Below are 15,994 nucleotides of genomic sequence, written 5' to 3'. Positions count from 1 at the left end.
CGGCCGGGCCGCCCGAGCCGGCGCCACCGCCCTGGCCGCGCCGGTCCTGGCCGCCCCGGCGGTCCTGGCGCGGCGGGCGGGCCTGCCGGTCGCCGCGGTCGCCGCCGCGGCCCCGGTCACCACCGGCCGGGCGCCCGGGCTCGTCGTCCAGCCGCAGCGTCAGCCCGATCCGCTTGCGCGGCACGTCCACCGTCGTCACCCGCACGGTCACGATGTCGCCGGGCTTGACCACCTCGCGCGGGTCCTTGACGAAGTTCTTCGACAGCGCGGACACGTGCACCAGCCCGTCCTGGTGCACGCCCACGTCCACGAAGGCGCCGAAGGCCGCGACGTTGGTGACCACGCCCTCCAGCACCATGCCCACCTCCAGGTCGCCGATCTTGTCGACGCCCTCCTTGAAGGTCGCGGTGCGGAAGGCCGGGCGCGGGTCGCGCCCCGGCTTGTCCAGCTCGCCCAGGATGTCGGTGACGGTCGGGATGCCGAAGGTGTCGTCGGCGAAGTCGCCGGGCCGCAGCGCCCGCAGCGCGCTGCTGTTGCCGATCAGCTGCCGCAGCTCCCCGCCGGTGGCGGCGAGGATCCGCCGCACCACCGGGTAGGCCTCGGGGTGCACGCTGGAGGCGTCCAGCGGGTCGTCGCCGTCGGGGATGCGCAGGAAGCCCGCGCACTGCTCGAAGGCCTTCGGGCCCAGCCGGGCGACGTCCTTGAGCGCCTTGCGGGTGCGGAACGGGCCGTTGGCGTCCCGGTGCGCGACGATGTTGTCGGCCAGCGTCCCGGTGATGCCGGAGACCCGGGTGAGCAGCGGCGCCGAGGCGGTGTTGACGTCCACGCCGACCGCGTTGACGCAGTCCTCGACCACCGCGTCCAGCGACCGGGAGAGCTTCACCTCGCTGAGGTCGTGCTGGTACTGGCCGACCCCGATCGACTTGGGGTCGATCTTGACCAGCTCGGCCAGCGGGTCCTGGAGGCGGCGGGCGATCGAGACCGCGCCGCGGATCGACACGTCCAGGTCCGGCAGCTCCTGCGAGGCGAACGCGGAGGCCGAGTAGACCGAGGCGCCGGCCTCGCTGACCATCGCCTTGGTGAGCCCCAGCTCCGGGTGGCGCTTGATGAGGTCCTCGGCGAGCTTGTCCGTCTCCCGGGAGGCGGTGCCGTTGCCGATCGCCACCAGGTCGACGGCGTGCCGCTTCGCCAGCGCGGCCAGGGTGGCGATCGAGGCGTCCCACTTGTTGGCCGGCTGGTGCGGGTAGATCGTCTCGTGGGCGACGACCTTGCCGGTGGCGTCCACCACCGCCACCTTCACGCCGGTGCGGAAGCCCGGGTCCAGGCCCATGGTGGCGCGGGTGCCGGCCGGGGCGGCCAGCAGCAGGTCGCGCAGGTTGGCCGCGAAGACGCGCACCGCCTCGTCCTCGGCCTCCTGGCGCAGCCGGCCGCGCAGGTCGATGCCGAGCCGGACCAGGATCCGGGTCCGCCAGGCCCACCGGACGGTGTCGCCGAGCCACTTGTCGGCCGGGCGGCCGCGGTCGGCGATGCCGAAGCGGGCGGCGATCCGCTGCTCGTAGTCGTTCTCCCCGGGGAGGTCGCCGTCCTCGCCGTCGTACGGGGAGAGTTCGAGGTCCAGCACCTCCTCCTTCTCGCCGCGCAGCATCGCCAGGATGCGGTGCGAGGGGAGCTTGGTGTACGGCTCGGCGAAGTCGAAGTAGTCGGCGAACTTGGCGCCGTCCTGCTCCTTGCCGTCCCGGACGGTGGCCACCAGCCGGCCCCGCGTCCACATCCGCTCGCGCAGCGAGCCGACCAGGTCCGCGTCCTCGCCGAACCGCTCGACCAGGATGGCCCGCGCGCCCTCCAGGGCGGCGGCCCCGTCGGCGACCGCCTCGTTGAGGTAGCCCAGGGCGAGGGCGGCGGGGTCCTGCGTCGGGTCGGCGAGCAGCGTGTCGGCGAGCGGCTCCAGCCCGGCCTCGCGGGCGATCTGCGCCTTGGTGCGCCGCTTCGGCTTGTACGGCAGGTAGATGTCCTCCAGCCGGGCCTTGGAGTCGGCGGCGAGGACCTGCGCGCGCAGCGCGTCGTCGAGCTTGCCCTGCGCCTCGATCGACTCCAGGACGGCCGTCCGCCGCTCCTCCAGCTCGCGCAGGTACCGCAGCCGCTCCTCCAGCGTGCGCAGCTGCGCGTCGTCCAGCGAGCCGGTGACCTCCTTGCGGTAGCGGGCCACGAACGGCACGGTCGCCCCGCCGTCCAGCAGCTCGACCGCCGCCTTCACCTGCCCGTCGCGAACGCCCAGCTCCTCGGCGATCTTCCGCTCGATCGCCTGCTGGGCCTGCCTGGCCACCTGTTCGACTGGCGTGGTCACGAAGCCGGTCACCTTCTCCAGAGTTGCTGTCCCCGTACTCCCTGCATTCTGGCAGGTACCGGCGACACCTCCCGGCCGCCCCCGGACACCCCGGGCGTGGCGCGCGGCCGGTTCAGTACCGGTCGTTGACCGGGTGGTCCGGGCGGCCGTCCTCGGCGAGGTGGATCAGGTGGGTCCCGTCCTCCGTGACCAGGCGGAGCTGGTCCGGGCCGGTCCAGACGAGCTCCTTGATCCCGTTGGCGTCGCCGTTGACGTACGCGACCTGCCAGCGGCGGGTGGTGAGGCCCGAGCCCTCGTCGACGTAGACCCAGTAGAGCGGGTCGGGCCCGAACCCGGCCGTGCCCCGTTCCACCACCAGCTCGCGGTCCGGGCGGCCGGGCGCCGCCTCGGAGCGGGTCGTCCGGTGGTGGTCCGAGAAGACGCCGGAGAGGAACCACAGCGGCACCGCGCCCACCGCCAGCGTCACCACCACGACGCCGAGCGCGCTGCGGGCCCAGACCGGCCCGCGCGAGGACACCAGCGCCACGAAGAGCAGGACCAGCACCAGCGTTCCGAACAGCAGCGGCCGGTGCAACCACTGCGCCAGGACCAGGAACCCGCCCGAGCGCCGGTTCACCCAGCCCGTGACGGCGGCGACCGTCAGCACTCCCGCGCCCCCGAGCGCCCCCCACATGACCCAACGGTCCCATCGGCTCCTCATGAACCAAGCCTAGTGTTCGAAATCCGCCCGACCGGCGGGATCCCCGGCGGTACAGTGCCGGGCATGTGCGCTGCCGCCAGGATGCATGACGACGAACCGGACATCGACGCAACCCTGGTACGGCGCCTGTTGGCCGCCCAGTTCCCGCAGTGGAAGACGCTGCCGCTGAGACCGGTCGCCCCCTCGGGAGCGGACAACGCGATGTTCCGGCTCGGGCCCGAACTCGCCGTCCGGCTGCCCCGGGTGGGCTGGGCCGCCGACAGCGTCGGGCGCGAGCAGCGGTGGCTCCCCCGGCTGGCCCCGCACCTGCCGCTGCCGATCCCCGAACCGCTCGCCCACGGCCGGCCGGCCGCCGGCTACCCCTGGGAGTGGTCGGTGCTGCGCTGGGCGGACGGCGCCAACCCGGTCGTCGGCTCCGTCACCGCGCCCCTCCAACTCGCCCGGGACCTTGCCGGGTTCATCACGGCCCTGCGCGCGGTCGACCCCGCCGACGGCCCGCCCGCCGCCCGCGGCGTCCCCCTCGCCGCCCGGGACGCCCCCACCCGCGCCGCGATCGGCCGGCTGCGGGGGGCGATCGACACCGAGGCGGCAACGGCCCTGTGGGACAAGGCCCTTCGCCTTCCCGAGCGGGCCGGCCGGCCCGTCTGGATGCACGGCGACCTCTCCCCCGGCAACGTCCTGCTCAGCGGCCAACGGCTCACCTCCGTCATCGACTTCGGCGCGATGGGCGTCGGCGACCCGACGGTGGACCTGATCGTCGCCTGGAACCTCCTCCCGGCCGCCGCCCGCCCCGTGCTGCGCACCGCCCTCGCCGCCGACGACGCCGACTGGGAACGCGGCCGCGCCTGGGCCCTCTCCATCGCCCTCATCCAGCTCCCCTACTACCGGTCGACCAACCCGGCCCTGGCCGCCAACGCCCGCCACGTCATCCGCGAGGTCCTCGCCGACCGGAGCGTGTGAGGGCGTCCCGCCGGGTAGCGGTCGGGACCGGCCGGGTGAGGGCCTCCCGCCCGGGACCGGCCGCTACCCGGTCCGCGTGGCGTCGGCGGCGAAGGACGGCGCGGCGGTACGGGCGGCCTCGGTGTGCGGGCGATCCCTGCGGCGTGCGCCCTCACCTCCCCACTCCGGCGAGCGCCCCCCGGAGCCGAACCCGGCGAGGAGGCCCGCCGACCCGGGCCGCCCGCGGTGCTCAGAGGGCGGCGCGGGCCTCGTCGACCTGGTCCAGGACGGCCTTGGCGGCGGCGGAGGCGGCGAGGGCGGCGGCCTCGTCCAGCAGTGCGCGGGCGTCGCCGGGGCGGTCCTGGCCCGCGGCGAGGTAGGCGAGGCCGACCAGGTTGGCGGCGACGCCCGCGGGGAAGGCCAGCTCCCGGCGCAGCCGGGTCGACTCCTCCAACAGCGCACGGGCGTCGGCGAGTTCGCCCGCCTGGTGGGCGGCGATGCCGAGGTGGCGCAGGGCGTAGGAGAGGGTGCGGTGGTCGCCCGCGGCCGCGGCCAGGTCGCGTGAGCGGTGCAGGGCGGGGAGGGCGGCGGCGTGGTCGCCCCGGACGACCTGGTGGTAGACGGCGGTCCAGAACACCGCCTCGGCCTCGCCGCGCCGGTCGCCGAGCGAGCGGTACAGCTCGCGGGCGCGCTCGAAGAACGCCAACTCGGCTTCGTCCGCCTCGCGTTGCCGGAGGAAGCGGGCGTGCAGCACGCGGCCCCGGGTGAGCGCGAGATCGGCCTCGGCGGCGTCCAGGGCGCGGTCGGCTTCGGGCAGCAGCTCCGCCTCGCCGCCGAAGGTGGCGCGGTCGCAGAGGAGTTGGGCCTGTTCGATGCGTTCGTCCATGGGCCGACCCTATGCGGTGGCCGGTTCTACGGCAGTACGCGGTCGAGCGTCGCCCGGCCGGCCGGTCCCCAGGTGACCTTGCCGCCCGGGAGGCCGCGGTCCCCGGCGCGGCCGATGGCGATCAGGTTCAGGGCCCGCAGGACCGCCCAGCCCCGGGCGCGGCGGACGGTCGCCCCGTCCACGCGGGTGTGGGCCGCCGCGTCCGCGTAGGCGTCGAGGAACGGTGCGGCCGCGCCGGCGGGCAGCAGCATCCATCCGGCCGCCAGGTCGGTCGCCGGGTCGCCGGTGCAGAGGTCGCCGAAGTCGAGCACGCCCGCGAGCGTGCCGCCCGTGACGACGACGTTCGCCGGGTGCAGGTCGGCGTGCAACCATACGGCCGGGCCCGGCCAGGCGGGCGCCGCGACGGCGTCCTCCCAGACCTCCCGGATCCCGTCGGCCAGACCGCCGAGGCCGTAGGGGGCGTCCGGGCCGTCGGCGAGGCCGGCCGCGCGGCACGACCGGTCGAACTGGTGCGTGAGCGTCGCGAGGGGCACCCCGCGATCCCGGCCCGGCGGCGCGTCCGCCGGGGCCGCGCGGTGCAGCGCCGCGAGGAACCCCGCCAGGCGCTCCGCCGCTTGCCGGCCGCGGGACACCGGGGCCAGGTCGGCCGGTTCGCCGGGCACCCAGGCCGCGACGGCCCACGGCCACGGGAACCGGGCGGACGGCCGGCCCGCCCGCACCGGGACCGGCACCGGGAGCGGCAGGTGCGGGGCGAGGACGGGCAGCCACCGCCGCTCCTTGTCCAGCAGTGACGGTGCGCGCTCGGTGCGCGGCAGGCGCACGGCCAAGCCGTCACCGAGTCGCCACACCCGGTTGTCCCAGCCGCCGTCCACCGCCCGCAGTTCCAGGTCCGCGAGGTCCGGGTGCTGTTCGCGCAGCAGGGCACGCACGAGGCCTTCGTCGATCACGACACCGTCCATGTCCGCCATGATCGCAGCCCGCGTCCGGCCGCGGCCAGTGGGCTCGGTAGGGTGCGGACATGACACGCCACCTCGCCTTCGACGGCCTCTGCAACTTCCGTGACCTGGGCGGCTATCCGGCCGCTGACGGCCGGTCAACCCGGTGGGGGTGGCTGTACCGGTCGGACGCGCTCGGAAAGCTCTCCTCGCCGGCCGACCTGGAGCGGTTCGGGGCGCTCGGGATCGGGACGGTGATCGATCTGCGCTACCCGTGGGAGATCGCCCGCCGCGGGCGGGTCCCGGAGCTGGACGGGGTGGCGTACCACAACCTGTCGATCGAGCACCGCCCGTACGACCAGGCCGAGATCGACCCGGAGCTCGACCCCTGGCGCTACCTGGCCGACCGGTTCGCCGAGGTGGCCGAGGACGGCGTGGTGGAGATCCGGGAGGTGCTGGAGCTGATCGCCGCGGCCGACCGGCCGGTGGTGTTCCACTGCGCCTCCGGCAAGGACCGCACCGGGCTGATCGCCGCGCTGGTGCTCACCCTGGTCGGGGTCGGCGAGGACGACGTGGCCGCGGACTTCGCGCTCACCGAGCTGGCCACCCCGCACCTGGTCGCCGCCTGGCACGCCGCCAACCCGGGGCGCGCGCTGCGCTGGCCGGGCTTCGGGCGCGCGCCGGAGGAGGTGATCCGCCACGTGCTCGCCGACCTGACCCGCGCCCACGGCTCGGTGCGCGGCTACGCCACCGGCGCACTCGGCCTCGACGAGCGCCTGATCGACGAGCTGCGGGGGCGGCTGCTCACCGCGTAGCCGGCCGCACCGCGATCACGCGGGCCCCGGGAAAGGATCAGCGGCGGCGGGGGCGGCCCGGGCGGCCCCCGGAACGACCCGGTGCGGTGCCGCGGCCCTGGCGCGGGCCCTCGGCGGGGACGGTGGCGGTGGCGGGCCAGTGGGTGGGACGGGTGAGGGACTCCGGGAGCCGGGTGGTGGCGTCGCCGCGGGCGGCGTTGAGCTGCGCCTGGGTGAGGAAGAGCGCCTCGGTGAGATCGGCCCCGGCCACGTTGGCGTCCCGCAGGTCCGCGCCGATGAGGTCGGCGAGCCGCAGGTCCGCACCGGCGAGGTCGGCGGCGACCAGCAGCGCGCCGCGCAGGTTGGCACCGCGCAGGTCCGCACCGCGCAGGCGGGCGCCGAACAGGTCGGCGCCCCGGTGCTCGCGGCGGCGCGGGACGGCGGCCCGGACCAGCTCGCTCGCCCTGAGCAGCAGCTCGGCCACGCCCTGCCGGTGCGCGGGGACGTCGACCGCGAGGATCTCGTCCGGGGTGCCGGCGGCGAGCCGCTCGGTCTCCTCCAGCGCCCGGCGCAGCTCGGCGTGGACGGGCCGGGCGGGGGCGAAGGTGAGCGCCTCCGTCAGGTACCGGAGCAGCTCGTGCAGCTGCCGGACCACCGGGAACACCTCGAACATCCGCGCCGCACCGGCCGGATCCTCGCGCCAGCTCCGGCCCCCGAAGGTGACCTGCGAGACGTGCTGACCCGCCCCGAAGCAGTCGTAGACCGTGCAGCCCTGGAAGCCGCTGTCGCGCAGCCGGGCGTGGATGCCGCAGCTGAAGTCGGTCCGCAGGTTGCGGCAGGGGGTGCCGGCGGACTTGTCGACGGCGAAGTCGGCACCGGCGGCGAACGGCAGCGCGACACAGCACAGCCCGAAGCAGCTCCCGCAGTCGGACACGAGTGTGAGGGGTGTGAGCGCGGCCATTGTTCGGTTGTCCTCCGGTCGACGTGGTGGTGCGTCGTAGAGCGTACCGACACCATCCTGGCGCCGGGGACCGTCCGGGAACCGGGGGCCGGTCGGGGCGGTCCGTTAATGTGGTCGGCCGGTGTCGGTTCGGTCCGCCGATTCCGTACCGATCGATGGAGGCGAGCAGGCATGTCCCGGCACGACGTGGCGGCGTACCCGGACACCGAGGACACGGGCGACACCCCGCATGCCGAGCCCGCCGGGGACGACCCCACCGGAACCGCCCGCGCCGAGGAGCTGCGCCTCTCCCCCCGGGCCCGCACCGTCGCGCTCACCCTGCTCTGCTTCGCGGTCTGCCTCGGCATCGCCGCCCAGCAGTGGACCACGCTCCAGCTGGGCGGCTTCGACCTCGGCATCTTCGACCAGGGCGTGCGCGGCTACGCGCACTTCGGCCTGCCGGTGTCGTCGCTGAAGAGCTTCCACCACGAGTTCCCCGCGGACTTCTCGCTGCTCGGCGACCACTTCTCGCCGGTGATCGCGCTGATGGCGCCGCTGTACTGGCTCTGGGACGACCCGCGTTCCCTGCTGATCGGCCAGGCGCTCTGCTTCGCGGCCGGTGTGCCGCTGATCCGCCAGGTGGCCGCCCGCTGCTTCGCCGGGGCCGACCCGCGCACCGCCCGCCGTGCCGCCGACCTGGCCGGGCTCGCGTACGGGCTGGGCTGGCCGCTGCTGGTGGCCTCGCGCGGCGGGTTCCACGAGGTCGCCTTCGCGGTGCCGCTGACCCTGCTGATGCTGGAGCGCGGGATGGCCCGCCGCTACGGCACGGCCGCGCTGGCCGGGCTGCTGCTCTGCTGCACCAAGGAGGACCTGGGGCTGGCGGTCGGCGCGTACGGGCTGGTGCTGCTGCGGGCCCGCCGGGACGAGGACCGGGAGCGCCGGCGGCGGACCGCCCGCTGGGGTGCGGGCTTCCTGCTGGGCGGGCCGCTGGCCTCCGCCGTGGCGATCGCCCTGCTGGTGCCGGCGATGGGCGGGGCACCGGGCTACTACTGGAACTACCAGTCGCTCGGCGAGAACGGCGGCGACGCGCTCTCCCACGTCCTGCGGGACCCCACCCTCCTCGTCTCGACGCTCTTCGACGCGCCGCTGAAGCCGCTGCTGCTGCTCTGGATCTTCGGCACCCTGTTCGCGCTCCCGCTCCGCTCGGCGACGGTGCTCTGCGCCGTCCCGCTGCTCGCCGAGCGGGTGCTCTCCAGCAACCCGAACCACTGGTCGGTCGCCCGGCACTACGACGCGTTCCTCTGGCCGGTCCTGCTGGTCGCCGCGCTGGAGGTGCTGGGCCGCTGCCACCGCGCGGCGCTCACCCGCCGGCTGGGCGTGGCGGCGGCGGCCGTGACGGTGGCGGCGGCGCTGCCGATGGGGGCGGCCAACCTGTTCGTCCCGGCCTACTGGCAGCCGAAGGCCAGCGAGGCGGCGCTGCTCCGGGGGGCCGAACGGATCCCGGACGGGGCCACCGTCGAGGCCGACAACCAGGCCGCGCCGCGGCTGTCGGCGCGCACCGACGTCGTGCTGGTGGACGAGAAGCCGCGCGGCCGCGAGTACGTGCTGCTGCGCTCCGACAAGCGCGCGTTCCCGTTCAAGACGGACCGCGAGCAGGCGGCCCGGATCGAACTGCTGCTGGCGCACGGCTACCGGCAGCTCTGGGCCGAGGACGGCGTCGTGCTGCTGCACCGCGAGGGCTCCGAGCCGGTCCCGGGCGAGCACGTCCCCGGCCCGGACAGCACCCCGTACCAGGACGAGGTGCCGTCGGACGTCGGCCACAACCTCTTCCGCGGCTGACCTCGGCCCGCGGCTGACCACCTCGGCGCGGCGCCGACCGGGGTTCCGCCGCCGGACGGGCCCTAACGCTGGGGCACCGGGTACGGCAGCAGCTCGGCCCGCTTCGGCGGCCGGCCGTCGCCGGAGGAGCGGCCGGTGAGGCGGCGGCCGATCCAGGGGCCGAGGTGGGTGCGGGCCCAGCGGGCGTCGGCGGCCAGCTTCGCGGCGCGGCCGGGCGGGGCCGCGGTCGGCAGCGGGGCGCGCCAGTCGAAGGAGGCGGGACGGCCGAGCGCCTCCAGCACGGCTTCGGCGACCCGGCGGTGGCCCTCGGGCGAGAGGTGCAGCCGGTCCTCGGCCCAGAGCCGGCGGTCGTCGAAGCAGGGCGCGGAGAACAGGTCGACCACCGCGATGCCCGGGTCCCGGCCGAGCTCGTGCACGAAGGCCTTCATCCGCAGGATCGCCGGCAGCAGCCGGGTGCTGCCGCCCAGCCGCCGGGTGGGGTCGGTGCTGGTGAACATCACCACGGTGGCGCCGGTGGCGCGCAGCGCGGTGGCGGAGCGGCCGAGCAGGTCCTCGACCCGGGCGATGTCGCAGCGCGGCCGCAGCACGTCGTTGAGGCCGCCGGCCAGGGTGACCAGCTCGGCGCCCATCGCGGCGGCGGGGGCGAGCTGCTCGTCGTGGATCTGGCCGATGAGCTTGCCCCGGACGGCGAGGTTGGCGTACCGGAACCCGCCGGCGGGCCGCTCGGCGGCGAGCCGGTCGGCGACCCGGTCGGCCCAGCCCCGGTAGTGGCCGCCGGGCAGCAGGTCGTCGCACATGCCCTCGGTGAAGGAGTCCCCGACGGCGACGTAGCTGGCGAAGCCGCGGTGTCCGGTGGGCGTGGTCGGCGCGGTGTCCGCGCTCTTCTGCGCAGTGTTCTCCATGGCCCGATGATCGTACGCGCAGCGCTTCCGGCACCGGCCACGGACCTCCCCCGGACCGGCCCCGGCCCGGGACCCGCCGCAGCCCGGTACGGCCCGCTCCAAGCCCGCTCCAGCCCGCTCCAGCCCGCTCCCGCCCCTCCGGCCCGCTCCCGCCCCCTCCGGCCCCGTCCGGCCCCGTCCGGCCCGCATCAACACGGCCGCTCATCGAATGACGAGCCTCCGTTTATCGGCACCGGGCACCGTGGAGCACGTCGGGAGGGACACCCGGCCGGGAACGGATCGGCAGGACGCCGAACCGCACCGCGACCGAGAAGCCACATCGGGGGGAAGAGAACCATGAGCAGCACCAGCCACCGCCGCCGGGCCGCCGCGATCACGCTCGTCACCGCAGCCGCCCTCACGGCCGGCCTCGCGGGCACGGCCTCCGCCGCCACCACCACCGCGGCCGGGGCGAAGGGCACCACCCAGGTCCAGGCCGCCACCTCGGCGGCCCGCAGCACCGTGGTCAAGCTGAACAACTGGACGGGTTGCACGCTGACCCGGGAGTCGTGGGAGCTGAGCCACGGGATCTGGACCTCCGAGCCGCCGGTGCGGATCTACGACCAGCAGCGGGGGAGCTGGTCGTCGGAGTCCAACGGGTTCGCCACCGGCACGGAGGGGTACGCGCAGTTCTACGCGGAGAACTGCGCGAACCCGGTCCTCAACGGGCGGCTGGTGCGGGTGCACTGGAACAACCCGTACGTCGGCTCCAACTCGTACGACTGGGCCGGCTCCGACCTGAAGTTCCACCTCAACAAGGCGGGCGGCTCCGGCAACAACGCCACCGTCGAGTTCTCGGTCTGGGGCAGCTGACCGCTCCCCCGCACCACGCACCACCCCGGGCCGCGTTCGACCCCCTGCTGTCACTGCGCGGTGGACGGCGTGTCATGAATCTGCAACAGCATTCCCACCAGCGGCGATACGCATTGATTGCGCCTCAAACCGGTCCTTAGGGTGCTCGGATGCCGTCGTGCCGACGGCGCGGGAGCAGCGCGAGGGGTGGGACATGGCGGACGGTTCGGGCTACACGATCCAGGCCGGCGGCGCCGAGGGACAGGCGAAGGCACTGGACAAGGCCTCGGGGGACGAGGGCGCGATAGGCACGGCGATCGCCGACCCCGTGTGCTACGCCGGGGACGTGTTCGGCGGCGAGGACGTCGACCCGGCGTACCTGAACTTCAGCCACTCCTGGCAGGCCGAGACCGCGACGATCAAGAGCGCGCTGAGCGAGCTGGCGGGCAAGGTGCGCACCTCCTCGGCCAACTACCAGTCGGCGGACGGCGCCGTGGTGGCCGGCCTCGCGGCGGCGGGAGGCGGCGGCGAGCACCGCCCCTTCGGCTGACCGCACCGCCGCGCACCGGCGCGACACCACACCGCACCACCACGGGGACCAGGACACGGGGGCGAACGAGCAGCCATGGCAGGCGAATCCACCACACAGCGATGCAAGGCGCTGAGCGACCGACTGAAGGACGTCCGCGAGGCGGACAGCAAGAACGACCTCATATCCGCGATCAAGGGCGCCCTCGCGGTCCACGCGCCGCTCGGCGACCCGGGCGTCATCGAGGCCACCGGCAAGCGCTACCAGCGCGCGGCCGCCGACTCGAACCAGCTCCACCAGGACGTCATGACGGTCGCCAATGCCGGTCTGCCGGACGTCTGGACCGGCTCGACCGGCGCGAAGGCCGCCGAGGTGGTGGCCGCCGCCGCCCGCGCCGTCGACCAGCAGACCACGGCGTTCCACCGCGGCGGGATCGCCCTGCTCCACCTCGCGGACGGGCTGCGCATCGCCCAGAGCCAGGACGGCACCGCCCGCTCCGGGCTGCAGCAGGTGCTGAGCTCGCTCGGCGGCGAGGACGGCTGGTTCGACGACTGGGTCGAGGACGACGACGAGGAGGCCGAACGCAAGAAGGCGCAGCAGGCCGCCGCGCCCTACGTCGACTCGATGCTGAACGCCGCCAGGAAGGCGGACGAGGCGACCCGGGCGGCGGCCCGCGACCTCAACAAGCTGGCCTCCGAGGCCCGGGCGAGCAAGATGCAAACCAACGGGGTCACCTCCGCCGACAAGCTGGTGCTGGCCGAGACCTCCGGGGCGGACGGCCCGACCGAACTGAACGAGCTGCTGACCGCCAACGACATGAAGCGGTCCGGTGAGTACCTGAACAAGATGAACGACAAGGACCGGGCGGACTTCGAGAAGCTGCTCGCCGACTCCAAGTCCCCGCAGGAGCGTGCCTATCTGATGAAGGCGCTGGCGGCCGGTCACTCCATGGACGAGATCCGCGCCTTCCAGGGCAAGATCCACGGCAAGGACCCGCACTGGCTGCGCCAGCACCTGACGCCGGTGTACGCCGAGGACGAGGACCGGTCCAGCGGCGGGATCAACGACAACGGCTCCAACAAGAACACGGACAACGTCGTGTTCGGCACCGCCCAGTGGCAGCAGGCGAACACCGAGGGCACCTGCGTGGCGTCCTCCACCGTCACCGCCCGGGCGATGGTCGACCCGCTCTACGCACTGGACCTGACCGGCGGCCCGTCCGGCCAGGAGGACGACCCGGAGGCGTTCAAGCAGCGGCTGCTGGCCGAGCAGCACCGGGTGCACAAGGAGGGCGACGGCGGCAAGAACTGGGACGGCATGCAGCCGGACGGCAAGGAGAAGGTGCTGGAGAAGGAGGTCAGCCCGCACACCGGCGCCGAGTTCGACTACAAGAAGATGCCGGACGACGACGCCCGGCGCGAGCTCCTGCCGGACATCGAGAAGGCGGTCGCCGACGGCAAGCCGGTACCGATCGGGGTCGAGGGCTACGACAAGGACGGCAAGCGCTCGGGCCACGCCATGATGATCGTCGGCCAGGAGGGCAACATGCTGCAGATCTACAACCCGTGGGGCACCACCACCTGGGTCAGCGAGGAGGACTTCGTCAACGGTCACATGGACCGCGCCTCGGACAACCGGCTGCCCACCGCCTACGCCGTCCACTTGCCGAAATGACCGGGCGGACGACGCGGACGAGGCGGACGAGGACGTCCCTGCGGGCCGTGGTGCTGGCGGCCGTGCTGGCGGGCGGCCTGACGGCCTGCGGGCAGGACGCGCCGGGCCGCGGCCGGGTGCTCGGCGCGGAGGAGCGCTCGGTGACCGTCAAGCCCGGCGAGCGGTTCTCGATCCCCGTCCGGGACAACGCCTCGGTCGGCGACCGCTGGAGCCTCGTGGACCCGCGGCCGGACGCCGCCGTGGTGGCCGAGGTCGACGAGGTGCTCGACACCCCGGACGGCGCCGAGGACGCGGACGGCGCCGGTGGCACCCGCTACTACGTCTTCGAGGCCAAGGGCGGCGGCACCACCACCATCACGCTCTTCAACTGCTTCCGCTCACTGTGCGACAACCCGAAGACCAGCGACCAGAACAGGACACTACTCGTGCGCAACACCTACACGGTGACGGTCCGTTGAGCGCCGACGACCGCTACCGCCCCAAGACCGACGACGAGCTGCGGCAGCTCGACGTACCCGCCCTGCTCCGCTACGGCCTGGCGTTCGCCGGCCCGTACCGCGCCACGCTGTTCGGCGAGGGCGCGATCGCGGCGGCGCTGGCCGCCGACCGGCTGGGGGTGCTCCCCCGCTCGGTCTCGTTCCTCGCCGAGGTGGTGCGCAGCGGCGGCGCCGGCTACGCCGCCGGCCTCGCCGAGCCGCTGCCCGGGGCGGAGCCCACCCGGCTCGCCCGCGAGTGGCTCAGCTCGGCGGCCACCACGGCCACCACCACCGACGGCGACCAGCTGCTCGCCCGCTGGCTCGACGCCGTCGCCGAGATCCTGGGCCTGCGCCGGAACGTCCGCTCCGGCCCGGCCGGCGAGACCGGCTGACGGGAGCGGTCGGCCGAACCGGCTGACGGGGGCGCCCGGCGAACCCGGCTGACGGCGGCGGGCCCACGGGGGCGCCCCCGCCGTCAGCCGGCCGGCACCGGCGCGGTGACCCAGTGCGCCCGCACGGCGTCCGTCGGACGCTGCTCGCCGAGGGCGTCGAGGCCCCACGCGCCCAGTGCGTCGACCACCTGACGGAGCGTCGCGCCGCGTTCGGTGAGCTCGTACACGGTGGCGTTGGCGGGCCGCTCCAGCCGGCGGCGCAGGACCAGGCCCTCGGACTCCAGCTGCTTGAGCCGTGCGGCGAGGACGTCGGTGGAGACGCCGGGCAGGTCGGCGTGCAGGTCCGTGTACCGGCGCGGGCCGGCCAGGAGTTCACGGACGATCAGGAGGCTCCAGCGCTCCCCCACCGCGTCCAGGGCGCGGGCGACGGCGCAGTACTGGTCGTAGCTTCGGCGTGACATGTCGATCAGCATAGCCAAAAGGTTGGACTTTCCAAGTGCTTACTTGGTAGAACAAAGCAACCAGGACGGCGCGCCGGTCGGCGCGTACAGCGATGGCGGGTGACGGTCGGGAGGCCGCAGATGGAGTTTCGGCAGTCCAGCAAGCTGACGGACGTGTGCTACGAGATCCGGGGCCCGGTGGTCGACCGGGCCAACGCCCTGGAGGAGGCCGGGCACAGCGTGCTGCGGCTGAACACCGGCAACCCCGCCACGTTCGGCTTCGAGGCGCCGGAAGAGATCATCCAGGACATCATCCGCAACCTGCCGAACGCCCACGGCTACAGCGACTCCCGCGGCATCCTGCCGGCCCGCCGCGCCGTGGTGCAGTACTACCAGCAGCGCGGCGTCGGCGGCGTCACCGTCAACGACGTCTACCTCGGCAACGGCGTGTCCGAGCTGATCCAGATGGCCGTCACGGCGCTGGTGGACGACGGCGACGAGGTGCTCGTCCCGATGCCGGACTACCCGCTCTGGACGGCCGTGGTCCGGCTGGCCGGCGGCAAGGCGGTGCACTACGCCTGCGACGAGGAGGCGGAGTGGTACCCCGACCTCGACGACATCGCGGCCAAGATCACCGCCCGCACCAAGGCCATCGTCGTCATCAACCCCAACAACCCCACCGGCGCGGTCTACCCGAAGGAGCTGCTGGAGGGCATCCTCGAACTCGCCCGCCGGCACCACCTGATGGTCCTCGCGGACGAGATCTACGACAAGATCCTCTACGACGGCACCGAGCACCACTGCCTGGCCGCGCTCGCCGACGACGTGCTCACCCTCACCTTCAACGGCCTCTCCAAGTCCTACCGGGTGGCGGGCTTCCGCAGCGGCTGGCTGGTCGTCTCCGGCCCCAAGCAGCACGCCGCCGACTACCTGGAGGGCCTGACCATGCTCTCCGGCATGCGGCTGTGCCCCAACGTGCCCGCCCAGTACGCGGTGCAGGCGGCGCTCGGCGGCCACCAGTCCATCAACGACCTCGTCCTGCCCGGCGGCCGGCTCGCCGAGCAGCGCGACGTGGCGTACCAGGCGCTCAACGAGATCCCCGGCGTCAGCTGCGTCAAGCCCAAGGGCGCGCTGTACGCGTTCGCCAAGCTGGACCCGGCGGTGCACCGGATCGTCGACGACGAGCAGTTCGTGCTGGACCTGCTGCTCCGCGAGAAGATCCACGTCGTCCAGGGCACCGGCTTCAACTGGCCCCGCCCGGACCACTTCCGCTTCGTCACCCTCCCCCGGGCCGACGACCTGGAGACGGCGATCAACCGGATCGGCCGCTTCCTCGCCACCTACCGCCAGGTCTGACGGCCTGCGGCCCGTCC

At 74.3% G+C, this 15,994-nt stretch carries 15 protein-coding genes and 1 pseudogene; 9 read left to right on the top strand and 7 right to left on the bottom strand.

What is annotated here, in order from left to right; genetic code table 11:
* Both ACFVHB_RS16425 and ACFVHB_RS16420 read right to left on the bottom strand, forming a co-directional pair.
* Nucleotides 1-2,344 (bottom strand): Tex family protein (locus ACFVHB_RS16425; RefSeq protein WP_380321572.1); only part of this gene is annotated, 2,344 nt, incomplete at its 3' end.
* A 112-nt stretch (nucleotides 2,345-2,456) separates the two neighbouring features.
* Complete coding sequence (locus ACFVHB_RS16420) at nucleotides 2,457-3,044, bottom strand: hypothetical protein (protein ID WP_380321569.1); 588 nt, start codon at nucleotides 3,042-3,044, stop codon at nucleotides 2,457-2,459.
* A gap of 63 nt (nucleotides 3,045-3,107) precedes the next feature.
* Here ACFVHB_RS16420 and ACFVHB_RS16415 point away from each other — a divergent pair, with 63 nt between their 5' ends.
* A complete protein-coding gene (locus ACFVHB_RS16415; protein ID WP_380321566.1) occupies nucleotides 3,108-4,004 on the top strand; it encodes an aminoglycoside phosphotransferase family protein in 897 nt (298 codons plus the stop codon).
* 229 nt (nucleotides 4,005-4,233) lie between these two features.
* On the opposite strand, the gene ACFVHB_RS16410 is transcribed toward ACFVHB_RS16415, so the two are convergent.
* Nucleotides 4,234-4,869 (bottom strand): tetratricopeptide repeat protein, encoded by a 636-nt coding sequence (locus ACFVHB_RS16410; RefSeq protein ID WP_380321563.1) that lies wholly within the window; start codon nucleotides 4,867-4,869, stop codon nucleotides 4,234-4,236.
* Nucleotides 4,870-4,895: 26 nt separating this feature from the next.
* On the bottom strand, nucleotides 4,896-5,837 hold the full coding sequence (locus tag ACFVHB_RS16405) for an aminoglycoside phosphotransferase family protein (protein WP_380321560.1): 942 nt from the start codon (nucleotides 5,835-5,837) through the stop codon (nucleotides 4,896-4,898).
* A gap of 50 nt (nucleotides 5,838-5,887) precedes the next feature.
* Here ACFVHB_RS16405 and ACFVHB_RS16400 point away from each other — a divergent pair, with 50 nt between their 5' ends.
* On the top strand, nucleotides 5,888-6,619 hold the full coding sequence (locus tag ACFVHB_RS16400; RefSeq protein WP_380321557.1) for a tyrosine-protein phosphatase: 732 nt from the start codon (nucleotides 5,888-5,890) through the stop codon (nucleotides 6,617-6,619).
* Nucleotides 6,620-6,656: 37 nt separating this feature from the next.
* On the opposite strand, the gene ACFVHB_RS16395 is transcribed toward ACFVHB_RS16400, so the two are convergent.
* Nucleotides 6,657-7,559, bottom strand: a complete 903-nt coding sequence (locus tag ACFVHB_RS16395; protein ID WP_380321554.1) for a pentapeptide repeat-containing protein — start codon at nucleotides 7,557-7,559, stop codon at nucleotides 6,657-6,659.
* Nucleotides 7,560-7,730: 171 nt separating this feature from the next.
* Between ACFVHB_RS16395 and ACFVHB_RS16390 the strand changes: the two genes are divergently transcribed.
* Nucleotides 7,731-9,377: a DUF2079 domain-containing protein gene (locus ACFVHB_RS16390; protein ID WP_380321551.1), complete on the top strand. Its 1,647-nt coding sequence runs from the start codon at nucleotides 7,731-7,733 to the stop codon at nucleotides 9,375-9,377.
* A gap of 62 nt (nucleotides 9,378-9,439) precedes the next feature.
* Here the strand turns inward: ACFVHB_RS16390 and ACFVHB_RS16385 are convergent, their stop codons facing one another.
* Nucleotides 9,440-10,174 carry an SGNH/GDSL hydrolase family protein gene (locus ACFVHB_RS16385; RefSeq protein ID WP_380321578.1) on the bottom strand — a complete coding sequence of 245 codons (735 nt, stop codon included), beginning with the start codon at nucleotides 10,172-10,174 and terminating at the stop codon, nucleotides 9,440-9,442.
* 441 nt (nucleotides 10,175-10,615) lie between these two features.
* On the opposite strand from ACFVHB_RS16385, the gene ACFVHB_RS16380 reads away from it, so the two are divergent.
* From ACFVHB_RS16380 to ACFVHB_RS16360, 5 genes are all read left to right on the top strand, one after another.
* Nucleotides 10,616-11,131, top strand: coding sequence for an aegerolysin family protein (locus ACFVHB_RS16380; RefSeq protein ID WP_380321548.1), 516 nt, complete (start codon nucleotides 10,616-10,618; stop codon nucleotides 11,129-11,131).
* Between the two features lie 157 nt (nucleotides 11,132-11,288).
* Nucleotides 11,289-11,660 carry a hypothetical protein gene (locus ACFVHB_RS16375; protein ID WP_380321545.1) on the top strand — a complete coding sequence of 124 codons (372 nt, stop codon included), beginning with the start codon at nucleotides 11,289-11,291 and terminating at the stop codon, nucleotides 11,658-11,660.
* 75 nt (nucleotides 11,661-11,735) lie between these two features.
* Nucleotides 11,736-13,313: a peptidoglycan-binding protein gene (locus ACFVHB_RS16370; RefSeq protein WP_380321542.1), complete on the top strand. Its 1,578-nt coding sequence runs from the start codon at nucleotides 11,736-11,738 to the stop codon at nucleotides 13,311-13,313.
* Nucleotides 13,310-13,771, top strand: coding sequence for a protease inhibitor I42 family protein (locus ACFVHB_RS16365; RefSeq protein ID WP_380321539.1), 462 nt, complete (start codon nucleotides 13,310-13,312; stop codon nucleotides 13,769-13,771). The genes ACFVHB_RS16370 and ACFVHB_RS16365 overlap by 4 nt, the downstream gene beginning before the upstream one ends.
* Nucleotides 13,768-14,181, top strand: a complete 414-nt coding sequence (locus tag ACFVHB_RS16360) for a hypothetical protein (protein WP_380321536.1) — start codon at nucleotides 13,768-13,770, stop codon at nucleotides 14,179-14,181. The genes ACFVHB_RS16365 and ACFVHB_RS16360 overlap by 4 nt, the downstream gene beginning before the upstream one ends.
* Before the next feature lie 95 nt (nucleotides 14,182-14,276).
* Here ACFVHB_RS16360 and ACFVHB_RS16355 read toward each other — a convergent pair.
* Nucleotides 14,277-14,642: pseudogene (locus ACFVHB_RS16355) on the bottom strand (winged helix-turn-helix transcriptional regulator); the annotation flags it as partial.
* Nucleotides 14,643-14,762: 120 nt separating this feature from the next.
* Here ACFVHB_RS16355 and ACFVHB_RS16350 point away from each other — a divergent pair.
* Nucleotides 14,763-15,977, top strand: a complete 1,215-nt coding sequence (locus ACFVHB_RS16350) for a pyridoxal phosphate-dependent aminotransferase (protein ID WP_380321533.1) — start codon at nucleotides 14,763-14,765, stop codon at nucleotides 15,975-15,977.
* Nucleotides 15,978-15,994 lie beyond the last annotated feature (17 nt).

The organism is Kitasatospora sp. NPDC127111, from assembly GCF_042677465.1.
In the GTDB taxonomy this organism is placed as follows: domain Bacteria; phylum Actinomycetota; class Actinomycetes; order Streptomycetales; family Streptomycetaceae; genus Kitasatospora.
The sequence above is the reverse complement of the archived record's forward strand: the minus strand, read 5'-3'. Positions and strand labels throughout refer to the sequence as shown.